The organism is Shigella flexneri 2a str. 301 (genome assembly GCF_000006925.2).
Taxonomy (GTDB): domain Bacteria; phylum Pseudomonadota; class Gammaproteobacteria; order Enterobacterales; family Enterobacteriaceae; genus ECMA0423.
In genome coordinates, this window is sequence record NC_004337.2 from 4198150 (window position 1) to 4215066 (window position 16917).

Below are 16917 nucleotides of genomic sequence, written 5' to 3' on the forward strand. Positions count from 1 at the left end.
TCACGGGGAGCCTCTCAGAGGCGTTATTACCCAACTTGAGGAATTTATAATGGCTAAGAAAGTACAAGCCTATGTCAAGCTGCAGGTTGCAGCTGGTATGGCTAACCCGAGTCCGCCAGTAGGTCCGGCTCTGGGTCAGCAGGGCGTAAACATCATGGAATTCTGCAAAGCGTTCAACGCAAAAACTGATTCCATCGAAAAAGGTCTGCCGATTCCGGTAGTAATCACCGTTTACGCTGACCGTTCTTTCACTTTCGTTACCAAGACCCCGCCGGCAGCAGTTCTGCTGAAAAAAGCGGCAGGTATCAAGTCTGGTTCCGGTAAGCCGAACAAAGACAAAGTGGGTAAAATTTCCCGCGCTCAGCTGCAGCAAATCGCGCAGACCAAAGCTGCCGACATGACTGGTGCCGACATTGAAGCGATGACTCGATCCATCGAAGGTACTGCACGTTCCATGGGCCTGGTAGTGGAGGACTAAGAAATGGTTAAACTGACCAAGCGCATGCGTGTTATCCCGTGAGAAAGTTGATGCAACCAAACAGTACGACATCAACGAAGCTATCGCACTGCTGAAAGAGCTGGCGACTGCTAAATTCGTAGAAAGCGTGGACGTAGCTGTTAACCTCGGCATCGACGCTCGTAAATCTGACCAGAACGTACGTGGTGCAACTGTACTGCCGCACGGTACTGGCCGTTCCGTTCGCGTAGCCGTATTTACCCAAGGTGCAAACGCTGAAGCTGCTAAAGCTGCAGGCGCAGAACTGGTAGGTATGGAAGATCTGGCTGACCAGATCAAGAAAGGCGAAATGAACTTTGACGTTGTTATTGCTTCTCCGGATGCAATGCGCGTTGTTGGCCAGCTGGGCCAGGTTCTGGGTCCGCGTGGCCTGATGCCAAACCCGAAAGTGGGTACTGTAACACCGAACGTTGCTGAAGCGGTTAAAAACGCTAAAGCTGGCCAGGTTCGTTACCGTAACGACAAAAACGGCATCATCCACACCACCATCGGTAAAGTGGACTTTGACGCTGACAAACTGAAAGAAAACCTGGAAGCTCTGCTGGTTGCGCTGAAAAAAGCAAAACCGACTCAGGCGAAAGGCGTGTACATCAAGAAAGTTAGCATCTCCACCACCATGGGTGCAGGTGTTGCAGTTGACCAGGCTGGCCTGAGCGCTTCTGTAAACTAATGCCTTTACGTGGGCGGTGATTTTGTCTACAATCTTACCCCCACGTATAATGCTTAATGCAGACGTATATCCGAGATATTCGGGTTGTGGCAAGGCGGCAACTGAGTGAGTCGCCAAGAGCATAGCTAACTATGTGACTGGTGCGAATGAAGGAAGCCAACGCCGCCACAAGTTGAATAGCGACGGATAGAAAAGATTTGTTCGTTGGAGCCTGGCCTATCCAGGCCTCCGTCGAAGACCGCAGGAGTTTCGCAAGAAACTTAATCCCCTGCGTAGACGGTGACAGAACGCTAAGATTATTCTTTTATATTCTGGCTTGTTTCTGCTCACCGTAATTAAGACGCTCTCTCCGTTTGGAGGAGTGAAGTGAGTTCCAGAGATTTTCTCTGGCAAACATCCAGGAGCAAAGCTAATGGCTTTAAATCTTCAAGACAAACAAGCGATTGTTGCTGAAGTCAGCGAAGTAGCCAAAGGCGCGCTGTCTGCAGTAGTTGCGGATTCCCGTGGCGTAACTGTAGATAAAATGACTGAACTGCGTAAAGCAGGTCGCGAAGCTGGCGTATACATGCGTGTTGTTCGTAACACCCTGCTGCGCCGTGCTGTTGAAGGTACTCCGTTCGAGTGCCTGAAAGACGCGTTTGTTGGTCCGACCCTGATTGCATACTCTATGGAACACCCGGGCGCTGCTGCTCGTCTGTTCAAAGAGTTCGCGAAAGCGAATGCAAAATTTGAGGTCAAAGCCGCTGCCTTTGAAGGTGAGCTGATCCCGGCGTCTCAGATCGACCGCCTGGCAACTCTGCCGACCTACGAAGAAGCAATTGCACGCCTGATGGCAACCATGAAAGAAGCTTCGGCTGGCAAACTGGTTCGTACTCTGGCTGCTGTACGCGATGCGAAAGAAGCTGCTTAATCGCAGTTATCTTTTTAACGCATTCGCTTACGTATAAACTTATTCTGATATTCAGGAACAATTTAAATGTCTATCACTAAAGATCAAATCATTGAAGCAGTTGCAGCTATGTCTGTAATGGACGTTGTAGAACTGATCTCTGCAATGGAAGAAAAATTCGGTGTTTCCGCTGCTGCTGCTGTAGCTGTAGCTGCTGGCCCGGTTGAAGCTGCTGAAGAAAAAACTGAATTCGACGTAATTCTGAAAGCTGCTGGCGCTAACAAAGTTGCTGTTATCAAAGCAGTACGTGGCGCAACTGGCCTGGGTCTGAAAGAAGCTAAAGACCTGGTAGAATCTGCACCGGCTGCTCTGAAAGAAGGCGTGAGCAAAGACGACGCAGAAGCACTGAAAAAAGCTCTGGAAGAAGCTGGCGCTGAAGTTGAAGTTAAATAAGCCAACCCTTCCGGTTGCAGCCTGAGAAATCAGGCTGATGGCTGGTGACTTTTTAGTCACCAGCCTTTTTGCGCTGTAAGGCGCCAGTAGCGTTTCACACTGTTTGACTACTGCTGTGCCTTTCAATGCTTGTTTCTATCGACGACTTAATATACTGCGACAGGACGTCCGTTCTGTGTAAATCGCAATGAAATGGTTTAAGCGTGATAGCAACAGGCATTGCGGAAAGTGTTCCATTTTCCGGTCAACAAAATAGTGTTGCACAAACTGTCCGCTCAATGGACAGATGGGTCGACTTGTCAGCGAGCTGAGGAACCCTATGGTTTACTCCTATACCGAGAAAAAACGTATTCGTAAGGATTTTGGTAAACGTCCACAAGTTCTGGATGTACCTTATCTCCTTTCTATCCAGCTTGACTCGTTTCAGAAATTTATCGAGCAAGATCCTGAAGGGCAGTATGGTCTGGAAGCTGCTTTCCGTTCCGTATTCCCGATTCAGAGCTACAGCGGTAATTCCGAGCTGCAATACGTCAGCTACCGCCTTGGCGAACCGGTGTTTGACGTCCAGGAATGTCAAATCCGTGGCGTGACCTATTCCGCACCGCTGCGCGTTAAACTGCGTCTGGTGATCTATGAGCGCGAAGCGCCGGAAGGCACCGTAAAAGACATTAAAGAACAAGAAGTCTACATGGGCGAAATTCCGCTCATGACAGACAACGGTACCTTTGTTATCAACGGTACTGAGCGTGTTATCGTTTCCCAGCTGCACCGTAGTCCGGGCGTCTTCTTTGACTCCGACAAAGGTAAAACCCACTCTTCGGGTAAAGTGCTGTATAACGCGCGCATCATCCCTTACCGTGGTTCCTGGCTGGACTTCGAATTCGATCCGAAGGACAACCTGTTCGTACGTATCGACCGTCGCCGTAAACTGCCTGCGACCATCATTCTGCGCGCCCTGAACTACACCACAGAGCAGATCCTCGACCTGTTCTTTGAAAAAGTTATCTTTGAAATCCGTGATAACAAGCTGCAGATGGAACTGGTGCCGGAACGCCTGCGTGGTGAAACCGCATCTTTTGACATCGAAGCTAACGGTAAAGTGTACGTAGAAAAAGGCCGCCGTATCACTGCGCGCCACATTCGCCAGCTGGAAAAAGACGACGTCAAACTGATCGAAGTCCCGGTTGAGTACATCGCAGGTAAAGTGGTTGCTAAAGACTATATTGATGAGTCTACCGGCGAGCTGATCTGCGCAGCGAACATGGAGCTGAGCCTGGATCTGCTGGCTAAGCTGAGCCAGTCTGGTCACAAGCGTATCGAAACGCTGTTCACCAACGATCTGGATCACGGCCCATATATCTCTGAAACCTTACGTGTCGACCCAACTAACGACCGTCTGAGCGCACTGGTAGAAATCTACCGCATGATGCGCCCTGGCGAGCCGCCGACTCGTGAAGCAGCTGAAAGCCTGTTCGAGAACCTGTTCTTCTCCGAAGACCGTTATGACTTGTCTGCGGTTGGTCGTATGAAGTTCAACCGTTCTCTGCTGCGCGAAGAAATCGAAGGTTCCGGTATTCTGAGCAAAGACGACATCATTGATGTTATGAAAAAGCTCATCGATATCCGTAACGGTAAAGGCGAAGTCGATGATATCGACCACCTCGGCAACCGTCGTATCCGTTCCGTTGGCGAAATGGCGGAAAACCAGTTCCGCGTTGGCCTGGTACGTGTAGAGCGTGCGGTGAAAGAGCGTCTGTCTCTGGGCGATCTGGATACCCTGATGCCTCAGGATATGATCAACGCCAAGCCGATTTCCGCAGCAGTGAAAGAGTTCTTCGGTTCCAGCCAGCTGTCTCAGTTTATGGACCAGAACAACCCGCTGTCTGAGATTACGCACAAACGTCGTATCTCCGCACTCGGCCCAGGCGGTCTGACCCGTGAACGTGCAGGCTTCGAAGTTCGAGACGTACACCCGACTCACTACGGTCGCGTATGTCCAATCGAAACCCCTGAAGGTCCGAACATCGGTCTGATCAACTCTCTGTCCGTGTACGCACAGACTAACGAATACGGCTTCCTTGAGACTCCGTATCGTAAAGTGACCGACGGTGTTGTAACTGACGAAATTCACTACCTGTCTGCTATCGAAGAAGGCAACTACGTTATCGCCCAGGCGAACTCCAACCTGGATGAAGAAGGCCACTTCGTAGAAGACCTGGTAACTTGCCGTAGCAAAGGCGAATCCAGCTTGTTCAGCCGCGACCAGGTTGACTACATGGACGTATCCACCCAGCAGGTGGTATCCGTCGGTGCGTCCCTGATCCCGTTCCTGGAACACGATGACGCCAACCGTGCATTGATGGGTGCGAATATGCAACGTCAGGCCGTTCCGACTCTGCGCGCTGATAAGCCGCTGGTTGGTACTGGTATGGAACGTGCTGTTGCCGTTGACTCCGGTGTAACTGCGGTAGCTAAACGTGGTGGTGTCGTTCAGTACGTGGATGCTTCCCGTATCGTTATCAAAGTTAACGAAGACGAGATGTATCCGGGTGAAGCAGGTATCGACATCTACAACCTGACCAAATACACCCGTTCTAACCAGAACACCTGTATCAACCAGATGCCGTGTGTGTCTCTGGGTGAACCGGTTGAACGTGGCGACGTGCTGGCAGACGGTCCGTCCACCGACCTCGGTGAACTGGCGCTTGGTCAGAACATGCGCGTAGCGTTCATGCCGTGGAATGGTTACAACTTCGAAGACTCCATCCTCGTATCCGAGCGTGTTGTTCAGGAAGACCGTTTCACCACCATCCACATTCAGGAACTGGCGTGTGTGTCCCGTGACACCAAGCTGGGTCCGGAAGAGATCACCGCTGACATCCCGAACGTGGGTGAAGCTGCGCTCTCCAAACTGGATGAATCCGGTATCGTTTACATTGGTGCGGAAGTGACCGGTGGCGACATTCTGGTTGGTAAGGTAACGCCGAAAGGTGAAACTCAGCTGACCCCAGAAGAAAAACTGCTGCGTGCGATCTTCGGTGAGAAAGCCTCTGACGTTAAAGACTCTTCTCTGCGCGTACCAAACGGTGTATCCGGTACGGTTATCGACGTTCAGGTCTTTACTCGCGATGGCGTAGAAAAAGACAAACGTGCGCTGGAAATCGAAGAAATGCAGCTCAAACAGGCGAAGAAAGACCTGTCTGAAGAACTGCAGATCCTCGAAGCGGGTCTGTTCAGCCGTATCCGTGCTGTGCTGGTAGCCGGTGGCGTTGAAGCTGAGAAGCTCGACAAACTGCCGCGCGATCGCTGGCTGGAGCTGGGCCTGACAGACGAAGAGAAACAAAATCAGCTGGAACAGCTGGCTGAGCAGTATGACGAACTGAAACACGAGTTCGAGAAGAAACTCGAAGCGAAACGCCGCAAAATCACCCAGGGCGACGATCTGGCACCGGGCGTGCTGAAGATTGTTAAGGTATATCTGGCGGTTAAACGCCGTATTCAGCCTGGTGACAAGATGGCAGGTCGTCACGGTAACAAGGGTGTAATTTCTAAGATCAACCCGATCGAAGATATGCCTTACGATGAAAACGGTACGCCGGTAGACATCGTACTGAACCCGCTGGGCGTACCGTCTCGTATGAACATCGGTCAGATCCTCGAAACCCACCTGGGTATGGCTGCGAAAGGTATCGGCGACAAGATCAACGCCATGCTGAAACAGCAGCAAGAAGTCGCGAAACTGCGCGAATTCATCCAGCGTGCGTACGATCTGGGCGCTGACGTTCGTCAGAAAGTTGACCTGAGTACCTTCAGCGATGAAGAAGTTATGCGTCTGGCTGAAAACCTGCGCAAAGGTATGCCAATCGCAACGCCGGTGTTCGACGGTGCGAAAGAAGCAGAAATTAAAGAGCTGCTGAAACTTGGCGACCTGCCGACTTCCGGTCAGATCCGCCTGTACGATGGTCGCACTGGTGAACAGTTCGAGCGTCCGGTAACCGTTGGTTACATGTACATGCTGAAACTGAACCACCTGGTCGACGACAAGATGCACGCGCGTTCCACCGGTTCTTACAGCCTGGTTACTCAGCAGCCGCTGGGTGGTAAGGCACAGTTCGGTGGTCAGCGTTTCGGGGAGATGGAAGTGTGGGCGCTGGAAGCATACGGCGCAGCATACACCCTGCAGGAAATGCTCACTGTTAAGTCTGATGACGTGAACGGTCGTACCAAGATGTATAAAAACATTGTGGACGGCAACCATCAGATGGAGCCGGGCATGCCAGAATCCTTCAACGTATTGTTGAAAGAGATTCGTTCGCTGGGTATCAACATCGAACTGGAAGACGAGTAATTCTCGCTCAAACAGGTCACTGCTGTCGGGGTAAAACCCGGCAGCGGATTGTGCTAACTCCGACGGGAGCAAATCCGTGAAAGATTTATTAAAGTTTCTGAAAGCGCAGACTAAAACCGAAGAGTTTGATGCGATCAAAATTGCTCTGGCTTCGCCAGACATGATCCGTTCATGGTCTTTCGGTGAAGTTAAAAAGCCGGAAACCATCAACTACCGTACGTTCAAACCAGAACGTGACGGCCTTTTCTGCGCCCGTATCTTTGGGCCGGTAAAAGATTACGAGTGCCTGTGCGGTAAGTACAAGCGCCTGAAACACCGTGGCGTCATCTGTGAGAAGTGCGGCGTTGAAGTGACCCAGACTAAAGTACGCCGTGAGCGTATGGGCCACATCGAACTGGCTTCCCCGACTGCGCACATCTGGTTCCTGAAATCGCTGCCGTCCCGTATCGGTCTGCTGCTCGATATGCCGCTGCGCGATATCGAACGCGTACTGTACTTTGAATCCTATGTGGTTATCGAAGGCGGTATGACCAACCTGGAACGTCAGCAGATCCTGACTGAAGAGCAGTATCTGGACGCGCTGGAAGAGTTCGGTGACGAATTCGACGCGAAGATGGGTGCGGAAGCAATCCAGGCTCTGCTGAAGAGCATGGATCTGGAGCAAGAGTGCGAACAGCTGCGTGAAGAGCTGAACGAAACCAACTCCGAAACCAAGCGTAAAAAGCTGACCAAGCGTATCAAACTGCTGGAAGCGTTCGTTCAGTCTGGTAACAAACCAGAGTGGATGATCCTGACCGTTCTGCCGGTACTGCCGCCAGATCTGCGTCCGCTGGTTCCGCTGGATGGTGGTCGTTTCGCGACTTCTGACCTGAACGATCTGTATCGTCGCGTCATTAACCGTAACAACCGTCTGAAACGTCTGCTGGATCTGGCTGCGCCGGACATCATCGTACGTAACGAAAAACGTATGCTGCAGGAAGCGGTAGACGCCCTGCTGGATAACGGTCGTCGCGGTCGTGCGATCACCGGTTCTAACAAGCGTCCTCTGAAATCTTTGGCCGACATGATCAAAGGTAAACAGGGTCGTTTCCGTCAGAACCTGCTCGGTAAGCGTGTTGACTACTCCGGTCGTTCTGTAATCACCGTAGGTCCATACCTGCGTCTGCATCAGTGCGGTCTGCCGAAGAAAATGGCGCTGGAGCTGTTCAAACCGTTCATCTACGGCAAGCTGGAACTGCGTGGTCTTGCTACCACCATTAAAGCTGCGAAGAAAATGGTTGAGCGCGAAGAAGCTGTCGTTTGGGATATCCTGGACGAAGTTATCCGCGAACACCCGGTACTGCTGAACCGTGCACCGACTCTGCACCGTCTGGGTATCCAGGCATTTGAACCGGTACTGATCGAAGGTAAAGCTATCCAGCTGCACCCGCTGGTTTGTGCGGCATATAACGCCGACTTCGATGGTGACCAGATGGCTGTTCACGTACCGCTGACGCTGGAAGCCCAGCTGGAAGCGCGTGCGCTGATGATGTCTACCAACAACATCCTGTCCCCGGCGAACGGCGAACCAATCATCGTTCCGTCTCAGGACGTTGTACTGGGTCTGTACTACATGACCCGTGACTGTGTTAACGCCAAAGGCGAAGGCATGGTGCTGACTGGCCCGAAAGAAGCAGAACGTCTGTATCGCTCTGGTCTGGCTTCTCTGCATGCGCGCGTTAAAGTGCGTATCACCGAGTATGAAAAAGATGCTAACGGTGAATTAGTAGCGAAAACCAGCCTGAAAGACACGACTGTTGGCCGTGCCATTCTGTGGATGATTGTACCGAAAGGTCTGCCTTACTCCATCGTCAACCAGGCGCTGGGTAAAAAAGCAATCTCCAAAATGCTGAACACCTGCTACCGCATTCTCGGTCTGAAACCGACCGTTATTTTTGCGGACCAGATCATGTACACCGGCTTCGCCTATGCAGCGCGTTCTGGTGCATCTGTTGGCATCGATGACATGGTCATCCCGGAGAAGAAACACGAAATCATCTCCGAGGCAGAAGCAGAAGTTGCTGAAATTCAGGAGCAGTTCCAGTCTGGTCTGGTAACTGCGGGCGAACGCTACAACAAAGTTATCGATATCTGGGCTGCGGCGAACGATCGTGTATCCAAAGCGATGATGGATAACCTGCAAACTGAAACCGTTATTAACCGTGACGGTCAGGAAGAGAAGCAGGTTTCCTTCAACAGCATCTACATGATGGCCGACTCCGGTGCGCGTGGTTCTGCGGCACAGATTCGTCAGCTTGCTGGTATGCGTGGTCTGATGGCAAAGCCGGATGGCTCCATCATCGAAACGCCAATCACCGCGAACTTCCGTGAAGGTCTGAACGTACTCCAGTACTTCATCTCCACCCACGGTGCTCGTAAAGGTCTGGCGGATACCGCACTGAAAACTGCGAACTCCGGTTACCTGACTCGTCGTCTGGTTGACGTGGCGCAGGACCTGGTGGTTACCGAAGACGATTGTGGTACCCATGAAGGTATCATGATGACTCCGGTTATCGAGGGGGGTGACGTTAAAGAGCCGCTGCGCGATCGCGTACTGGGTCGTGTAACTGCTGAAGACGTTCTGAAGCCGGGTACTGCTGATATTCTCGTTCCGCGCAACACGCTGCTGCACGAACAGTGGTGTGACCTGCTGGAAGAGAACTCTGTCGACGCGGTAAAAGTACGTTCTGTTGTATCTTGTGACACCGACTTTGGTGTATGTGCGCACTGCTACGGTCGTGACCTGGCGCGTGGCCACATCATCAACAAAGGTGAAGCAATCGGTGTTATCGCGGCACAGTCCATCGGTGAACCGGGTACACAGCTGACCATGCGTACGTTCCACATCGGTGGTGCGGCATCTCGTGCGGCTGCTGAATCCAGCATCCAGGTGAAAAACAAAGGTAGCATCAAGCTCAGCAACGTGAAGTCGGTTGTGAACTCCAGCGGTAAACTGGTTATCACTTCCCGTAACACCGAACTGAAACTGATCGACGAATTCGGTCGTACCAAAGAAAGCTACAAAGTGCCTTACGGTGCGGTACTGGCGAAAGGCGATGGCGAACAGGTTGCTGGCGGCGAAACCGTTGCAAACTGGGACCCGCACACCATGCCGGTTATCACCGAAGTAAGCGGTTTTGTACGCTTTACTGACATGATCGACGGCCAGACCATTACTCGTCAGACCGACGAACTGACCGGTCTGTCTTCGCTGGTGGTTCTGGATTCCGCAGAACGTACCGCAGGTGGTAAAGATCTGCGTCCGGCACTGAAAATCGTTGATGCTCAGGGTAACGACGTTCTGATCCCAGGTACCGATATGCCTGCGCAGTACTTCCTGCCGGGTAAAGCGATTGTTCAGCTGGAAGATGGCGTACAGATCAGCTCTGGTGACACCTTGGCGCGTATTCCGCAGGAATCCGGCGGTACCAAGGACATCACCGGTGGTCTGCCGCGCGTTGCGGACCTGTTCGAAGCTCGTCGTCCGAAAGAGCCGGCAATCCTGGCTGAAATCAGCGGTATCGTTTCCTTCGGTAAAGAAACCAAAGGTAAACGTCGTCTGGTTATCACCCCGGTAGACGGTAGCGATCCGTACGAAGAGATGATTCCGAAATGGCGTCAGCTCAACGTGTTCGAAGGTGAACGTGTAGAACGTGGTGACGTAATTTCCGACGGTCCGGAAGCGCCGCACGACATTCTGCGTCTGCGTGGTGTTCATGCTGTGACTCGTTACATCGTTAACGAAGTACAGGACGTATACCGTCTGCAGGGCGTAAAGATTAACGATAAACACATCGAAGTTATCGTTCGTCAGATGCTGCGTAAAGCTACCATCGTTAACGCGGGCAGCTCCGACTTCCTGGAAGGCGAACAGGTTGAATACTCTCGCGTCAAGATCGCAAACCGCGAACTGGAAGCGAACGGCAAAGTGGGTGCAACTTACTCCCGCGATCTGCTGGGTATCACCAAAGCGTCTCTGGCAACCGAGTCCTTCATCTCCGCGGCATCGTTCCAGGAGACCACTCGCGTGCTGACCGAAGCAGCCGTTGCGGGCAAACGCGACGAACTGCGCGGCCTGAAAGAGAACGTTATCGTGGGTCGTCTGATCCCGGCAGGTACCGGTTACGCGTACCACCAGGATCGTATGCGTCGCCGTGCTGCGGGTGAAGCTCCGGCTGCACCGCAGGTGACTGCAGAAGACGCATCTGCCAGCCTGGCAGAACTGCTGAACGCAGGTCTGGGCGGTTCTGATAACGAGTAATCGTTAATCCGCAAATAACGTAAAAACCCGCTTCGGCGGGTTTTTTTATGGGTGTTATTCAGAGGGCAAATTCTTCACGGAAAATATTAAGAAAGGCAGGGCGAAACGAGGAAGAAGCTTTTCGCCCTGGACAACATTCCTGCTGACGGCACTACCATAAAAAAACACAACGCTTTCAACAACCTTGCGTTTTTCATCTTCCGTAGCGGCTCGGAATAAATTTACGTTCTTACATTCCGTCTCATAGTCTTTGCGAGGCGCGTCCCAGATAGCTGTCCCAGTCTTTCCATACCGGCTGCAAACCCTGAGCGGTTAACACGGCAGCAACCGCTTCCGGTCTGCGATCGTCGTGCGGTGAGAACTGTTCCAACTCGGGGTGATTATCGGCATAGCCACCTGGCTGCGTTTTCGAGAAGGCGCTGACGTTATTGATCGCCAGCGGAATAACGCGATCGCGAAACCACGGTGATTCCCGCGTGGAGAGTGACAGTTCAATCTCCGGTGCAAGCAGTCGGAAGGCGCAGATGGTTTGCACTAACTGGCGTTCATCCATAATCGACGCAGGCTCAATGCCGCCAGTACACGGGCGCAGGCGCGGAAAGGAGACAGAGTAACGGCTTTGCCAGTAATGCTGTTGCAGCCATAGCAAATGTTCGGCAACCATATAGCAGTCAACGCGCCAGTTGTCGGAAAGGCCAATTAGCGCGCCGAGGCCTATCTTATCAATCCCCGCACGCCCCAGCCGATCCGGCGTTTCCAGCCGCCAGAAGAAGTCCTGTTTTTTGCCTTTCAAATGATGGCGGGTATAAGTCGCCTCGTGATATGTCTCCTGATAAACCATCACCCCATCCAGACCAAGTTGCTTTAACTCGGCGTATTCCGTCTCCGCCAGCGGTTGCACTTCCATTTGTAGTGAAGAGAACTGTTCACGCAGGGCGGGGAGATGACGACGAAAGTAATCCATCCCCACTTTCGCCTGATGTTCACCAGTGACTAATAGCAGATGTTCAAAGCCCATCTCCCGTATAGCGGCGCTTTCCCTGGCAATATCCGCTTCATCCAGCGTTTTGCGCTTGATGCGATTACTCATGGAAAATCCGCAGTACGTGCAGTCGTTAGCGCAAAGATTGGAAAGATAAAGCGGGACGTAGAAACTAACTGTGTTGCCAAATCGCTGACGGGTCAGACGCTGCGCCTGTTGGGCCAGTTGTTCCAGATAGCCACTGGCGGCAGGCGATAACAGCGCCATCATGTCGTCGCGGGTGAGTTGCGAGGCATTTAGCGCCCGCTCTACGTCAGCAGCCGTTTTGCCGTTGATACGCAGGCGGATGTCGTCCCAGTCCAGTTGTCGCCAGCGATTGCTGAAGGTTTTCATGCCGATGCCTCCAGAAATCCGGTCAGCGGGCTGGTGGCATGAGCAAAATAACTGCGGCTGCCCGGTCCGGACTGACGTGCCAGCAGGCCTACTTCTACCGCCAGACGAAATGCCTTCGCCATGTTGACGGGATCGTCCGCGACGGCAATCGCCGTATTCACTAACACCGCGTCGGCCCCCATTTCCAGCGCCTGCGTGGCATGGCTGGGAACGCCGATGCCAGCATCGACAACCACCGGAACTGTGGCCTGCTGGATAATAATCTCCAGCATGGCACGGGTTTCCAGTCCCTGATTCGAGCCAATCGGCGCGCCGAGCGGCATCACCGCTGCACAGCCGACTTCTTCCAGACGTTTACACAATACCGGATCGGCCCCGCAGTAAGGCAGCACGACAAATCCCTGTTGTACCAGCGTTTCGGCGGCTTTCAGGGTTTCGATGGGATCGGGCAACAGCCAGCGGGCGTCAGGGTGAATCTCCAATTTTAGCCAGTTTGTGCCTAACGCTTCACGTGCCAGATGGGCGGCGAAAATGGCTTCTTCCGCTGTTTTCGCCCCGGAAGTATTCGGCAGCAGGGCCACACCCGCCGCGATAAGCGGTTCGAGGATAGCGTCGTTGTGCTGGCGCAAGTCGACACGTTTCATCGCCAGTGTCACCAGCTGGCTGCCGGAAGCGCGGATCGCCTCCACCATCAGTTGTGAAGAAGCGAATTTCCCTGTGCCGGTAAACAGATGTGAATCAAACGTTTTGTCCGCAATACGTAACATCTCAACCCCCTGCAATAACCTGAAAAAGCAGGATCTGGTCGCCATCCTGCACGATATGTTGCGTCCACTGCTCACGCGGGACGATTTGCTGATTAATCGCCAGAGCCGCGCCCGCTTGTCGTTGGTCGAGTTGCTCCAGTAGTTCGTGAACAGTTTGCCCGGCGGCGCACTGCATCGGTTGATCGTTAAACAGGATCTGCATTGCTTCCTCCGCATACCGGGCAACCACTGGCGCGGCGCAACGCCAGGCTGCGCCACTGGCTCGACTTACCGTCGAACAGTCGGAGTTCTCCCGCAGGCGTCTCTATACCGCTTAATAACTTAATGGCTTCCAGTGCCTGCAAAGTGCCCATCACCCCGACCACCGGGCCAACCACGCCCGCCGTGCGGCAGTTGCGTTCTGGCTGCTGGTTATCTGGCCACAGGCAGCGGTAACACCCCTGCTCCCAGGGCGGTGTCAGTACCATCAACTGACCGCCAAATCCGACCGCGCTGGCGGTGATAAGCGGCGTGTTGAGTGCCACGCAGGCGGCATTAATCTCCTGGCGAGTCGCCATATTGTCGGTACAGTCGAGCACCACATCGGCTTGTGCAACCGCATCTTTCAACGCCTCACCCGTTAACCGTTGTTGTAATGCTGTCAGTTGAATGTCGGGATTCAACTGTGTCAGTCGCTGTTGGCTGACCTGCGATTTCGGGCTGTTGATATCTTCAGTGGTAAAGAGGATTTGTCGTTGCAGATTGCTTAAATGCACATCGTCGTCATCTGCCAGTACCAGCGTCCCGACGCCAGCCCCTGCCAGGTATAGCGCAGCAGGTGTACCCAGCCCGCCAAGACCAATAATCAGCACCTGGCTGTCGAGCAGTTTTTGCTGCCCGTCAAGAGCGATATCGTCGAGCAGAATTTGGCGGCTATAACGCATAAAGTCACGGTCATTCATCGCCAACTCCTGCAATTTCCAGCAACTGTGCCGTTGCCAAACGCCAGTCTGCGGCTTGAGTAATGGCGCTGACGACGGCGATACTGCCGACACCCGTTGCTATCACCGCAGGCGCGCGTGCCAGACTGATACCGCCAATCGCCACGGTGGGATAATCCGCCAGGCGCTCAACATGCCGTGCCAACTGTTCCAGCCCCTGCGGTGCAGAAGGCATCTGTTTGGTTTGCGTCGGGAACACATGTCCCAGCGCGATATAAGAGGGGCGTGCTGCCAGCGCGACGTCGATTTCCATATCGTCATGTGTCGAAACGCCCAGCCGCAGGCCTGCCGCGCGGATGGCATTGAGATCGGTGGCTTGCAAATCTTCCTGCCCCAAATGGACGCCATACGCCTGATGCTTGATCGCGAGCCGCCAGTAATCGTTGATAAACAATCGCGCGTTATAGCGGCGGCCCAGCGCAATTGCCGCCACGACATCGGCTTCCACCTCTTCATCGCGCCGATCTTTGATGCGTAGCTGGAGAGTACGTACGCCTGCATCCAACAGACGTTCGATCCACTGTACGCTGTCCACCACCGGGTACAGTCCTAAACGAAAAGGTACAGGAGGAAAATCAGGCTGATACATCACGCTTCCTCCTTATGCAGGTAGATTTCTCCGCCTCTGGCACGGAAGTTCTCCGACATATCCGCCATTCCCACTTCAATGGTTTGCGCGGCGGCGTAATCGCGTACTTCCTGGCTGATTTTCATCGAGCAGAATTTTGGCCCACACATGGAGCAAAAATGGGCGACTTTGCCGGACTCTTGGGGCAGGGTTTCATCGTGATAAGCGCGGGCGGTAAACGGGTCGAGGGCCAGATTAAACTGGTCTTCCCAGCGAAATTCGAAGCGGGCTTTCGACATGGCGTTATCGCGAATTTGCGCGCCCGGATGCCCTTTTGCCAGGTCAGCAGCGTGGGCGGCAATCTTATAAGTGATAAGCCCCTGCTTAACATCTTCTTTATTGGGCAGACCCAGATGCTCTTTTGGCGTTACGTAACAGAGCATCGCGCAGCCAAACCAGCCAATCATCGCCGCACCAATCCCCGACGTGAAGTGGTCATAGCCCGGTGCAATATCGGTAGTTAGCGGCCCCAGAGTGTAAAACGGCGCTTCGTGGCAGTGCTCTAACTCCTCGGTCATATTGCGGCGGATCATCTGCATCGGCACATGGCCTGGGCCTTCAATCATCACCTGTACGTCATATTCCCAGGCGATTTTGGTCAGTTCGCCCAGCGTATGCAATTCGGCAAACTGCGCTTCATCGTTGGCGTCCTGAATAGAACCGGGGCGCAGACCGTCGCCCAGCGACAGCGAAACGTCATAAGCGGCACAGATTTCACAAATTTCGCGGAAGTGTTGATAGAGGAAATTTTCCTGATGATGGGAGAGGCACCATTTCGCCATAATCGAACCGCCGCGAGAGACGATACCGGTCAGGCGTTTCGCGGTCATCGGCACATAGCGCAGCAGTACGCCCGCATGGATAGTGAAGTAATCCACACCTTGCTCGGCCTGTTCCAGCAGCGTGTCGCGGAACGCTTCCCAGGTAAGATCTTCGGCGATCCCGTTAACCTTCTCCAGCGCCTGGTAGATCGGCACTGTACCGATCGGCACCGGACTGTTACGCAAAATCCACTCGCGGGTTTCGTGAATATAGCGACCGGTGGAGAGATCCATCACCGTATCCGCTCCCCAGCGCGTGGACCATACCAGCTTTTCCACTTCTTCTTCGATGGAAGAGGTGACCGCCGAGTTGCCGATATTGGCGTTAACTTTTACCAGGAAGTTACGGCCAATAATCATCGGCTCCGATTCCGGATGATTAATGTTGGCCGGGATAATCGCACGTCCGGCAGCAACTTCATCACGGACAAATTCCGCAGTGATATTTTCCGGCAGATGTGCGCCAAAGCTCATTCCCGGATGCTGGTGGCGTAAAACCTCGCTACGGATGCGCTCGCGGCCCATATTCTCGCGGATGGCGATGAATTCCATTTCCGGCGTGATGATGCCCTGGCGGGCGTAGTGCAGTTGGGTGACACGGCGTCCTGTTTTGGCGCGTTTTGGCGTTAATAAGCCGCTAAAACGTAGCTCGTCGAGACCATCATCTGCCAGCCGCGTTCTGGTGTAATCGGAACTGCGCACGGTAAGTTCTTCGGTATCGGCGCGCGCATCGATCCACGGCTGGCGTAGTTTTGCCAGCCCTTGCTGCACGTTAATGGCGATCTGCGGATCACCATACGGGCCGGAGGTGTCGTAGACCGGAATCGCTTCGTTTTCTTCGTACTGCGGCTGTTCTTTGCTACCGCCAATTAGCGTCGGGCTAAGCTGGATCTCACGCATCGGCACGCGCACGCCGGGGTGTGTGCCAGTGATATAAATGCGTTTTGAGTTGGGAAAGGCGGTGCCTTCCAGGGTGTCGATAAAATGTTGGGCCCGGGCGCGTTGTTCGCGGCGGGTCAGTTTTGTTGCAGACATAGCTCATTCCAAAAAGTTAAGGACGTGGCTTGTCAGACGACGGATGAAGCAAGAGACGATCGCCGCAAAGGCGATGCGATAGCAGATTAACTCTTGTTCCCTTCGCAGGTATTAGCCTGATCAGGTTCCGCGGA

At 53.5% G+C, this 16917-nt stretch carries 11 protein-coding genes; 6 read left to right on the top strand and 5 right to left on the bottom strand.

From position 1 onward, the window contains the following. The first annotated feature begins 49 nt into the window (after positions 1-49). From rplK to rpoC, 6 genes are all read left to right on the top strand, one after another. Entirely contained in the window at positions 50-478 is a 429-nt protein-coding gene (gene rplK, locus SF4056) for a 50S ribosomal protein L11 (protein ID NP_709778.1), read from the top strand. Between the two features lie 37 nt (positions 479-515). Next, on the top strand, positions 516-1187 hold a 672-nt coding region (rplA, locus tag SF4057), incomplete at its 5' end, for a 50S ribosomal protein L1 (RefSeq protein ID NP_709779.2). A 412-nt stretch (positions 1188-1599) separates the two neighbouring features. After that, entirely contained in the window at positions 1600-2097 is a 498-nt protein-coding gene (rplJ, locus tag SF4058; RefSeq protein ID NP_709780.1) for a 50S ribosomal protein L10, read from the top strand. Positions 2098-2163: 66 nt separating this feature from the next. Beyond that, positions 2164-2529, top strand: a complete 366-nt coding sequence (gene rplL, locus SF4059; protein NP_709781.1) for a 50S ribosomal protein L7/L12 — start codon at positions 2164-2166, stop codon at positions 2527-2529. 319 nt (positions 2530-2848) lie between these two features. Continuing rightward, positions 2849-6877 (top strand): DNA-directed RNA polymerase subunit beta, encoded by a 4029-nt coding sequence (rpoB, locus tag SF4060; protein NP_709782.2) that lies wholly within the window; start codon positions 2849-2851, stop codon positions 6875-6877. Between the two features lie 76 nt (positions 6878-6953). Continuing rightward, positions 6954-11177, top strand: coding sequence for a DNA-directed RNA polymerase subunit beta' (gene rpoC / locus SF4061; protein NP_709783.1), 4224 nt, complete (start codon positions 6954-6956; stop codon positions 11175-11177). Positions 11178-11418: 241 nt separating this feature from the next. On the opposite strand, the gene thiH is transcribed toward rpoC, so the two are convergent. The 5 genes from thiH to thiC form a co-directional block, all read right to left on the bottom strand. After that, the gene (thiH, locus tag SF4062) at positions 11419-12552 is read right to left on the bottom strand and encodes a thiamine biosynthesis protein ThiH (protein NP_709784.1); all 1134 of its coding nucleotides are present in this window, start codon (positions 12550-12552) and stop codon (positions 11419-11421) included. Beyond that, a complete protein-coding gene (gene thiG / locus SF4063) occupies positions 12549-13394 on the bottom strand; it encodes a thiamin biosynthesis protein thiazole subunit (RefSeq protein ID NP_709785.4) in 846 nt (281 codons plus the stop codon). Before thiG ends, thiH begins: the two co-directional genes overlap by 4 nt. Before the next feature lie 110 nt (positions 13395-13504). After that, a complete protein-coding gene (thiF, locus tag SF4064) occupies positions 13505-14260 on the bottom strand; it encodes a thiamin biosynthesis protein thiazole subunit (RefSeq protein NP_709786.2) in 756 nt (251 codons plus the stop codon). Next, positions 14253-14888 carry a thiamine-phosphate pyrophosphorylase gene (thiE, locus tag SF4065; protein NP_709787.2) on the bottom strand — a complete coding sequence of 212 codons (636 nt, stop codon included), beginning with the start codon at positions 14886-14888 and terminating at the stop codon, positions 14253-14255. The genes thiF and thiE overlap by 8 nt, the downstream gene beginning before the upstream one ends. Beyond that, a complete protein-coding gene (thiC, locus tag SF4066) occupies positions 14888-16783 on the bottom strand; it encodes a thiamine biosynthesis protein ThiC (protein NP_709788.1) in 1896 nt (631 codons plus the stop codon). Before thiC ends, thiE begins: the two co-directional genes overlap by 1 nt. Between the last annotated feature and the right edge of the window lie 134 nt (positions 16784-16917).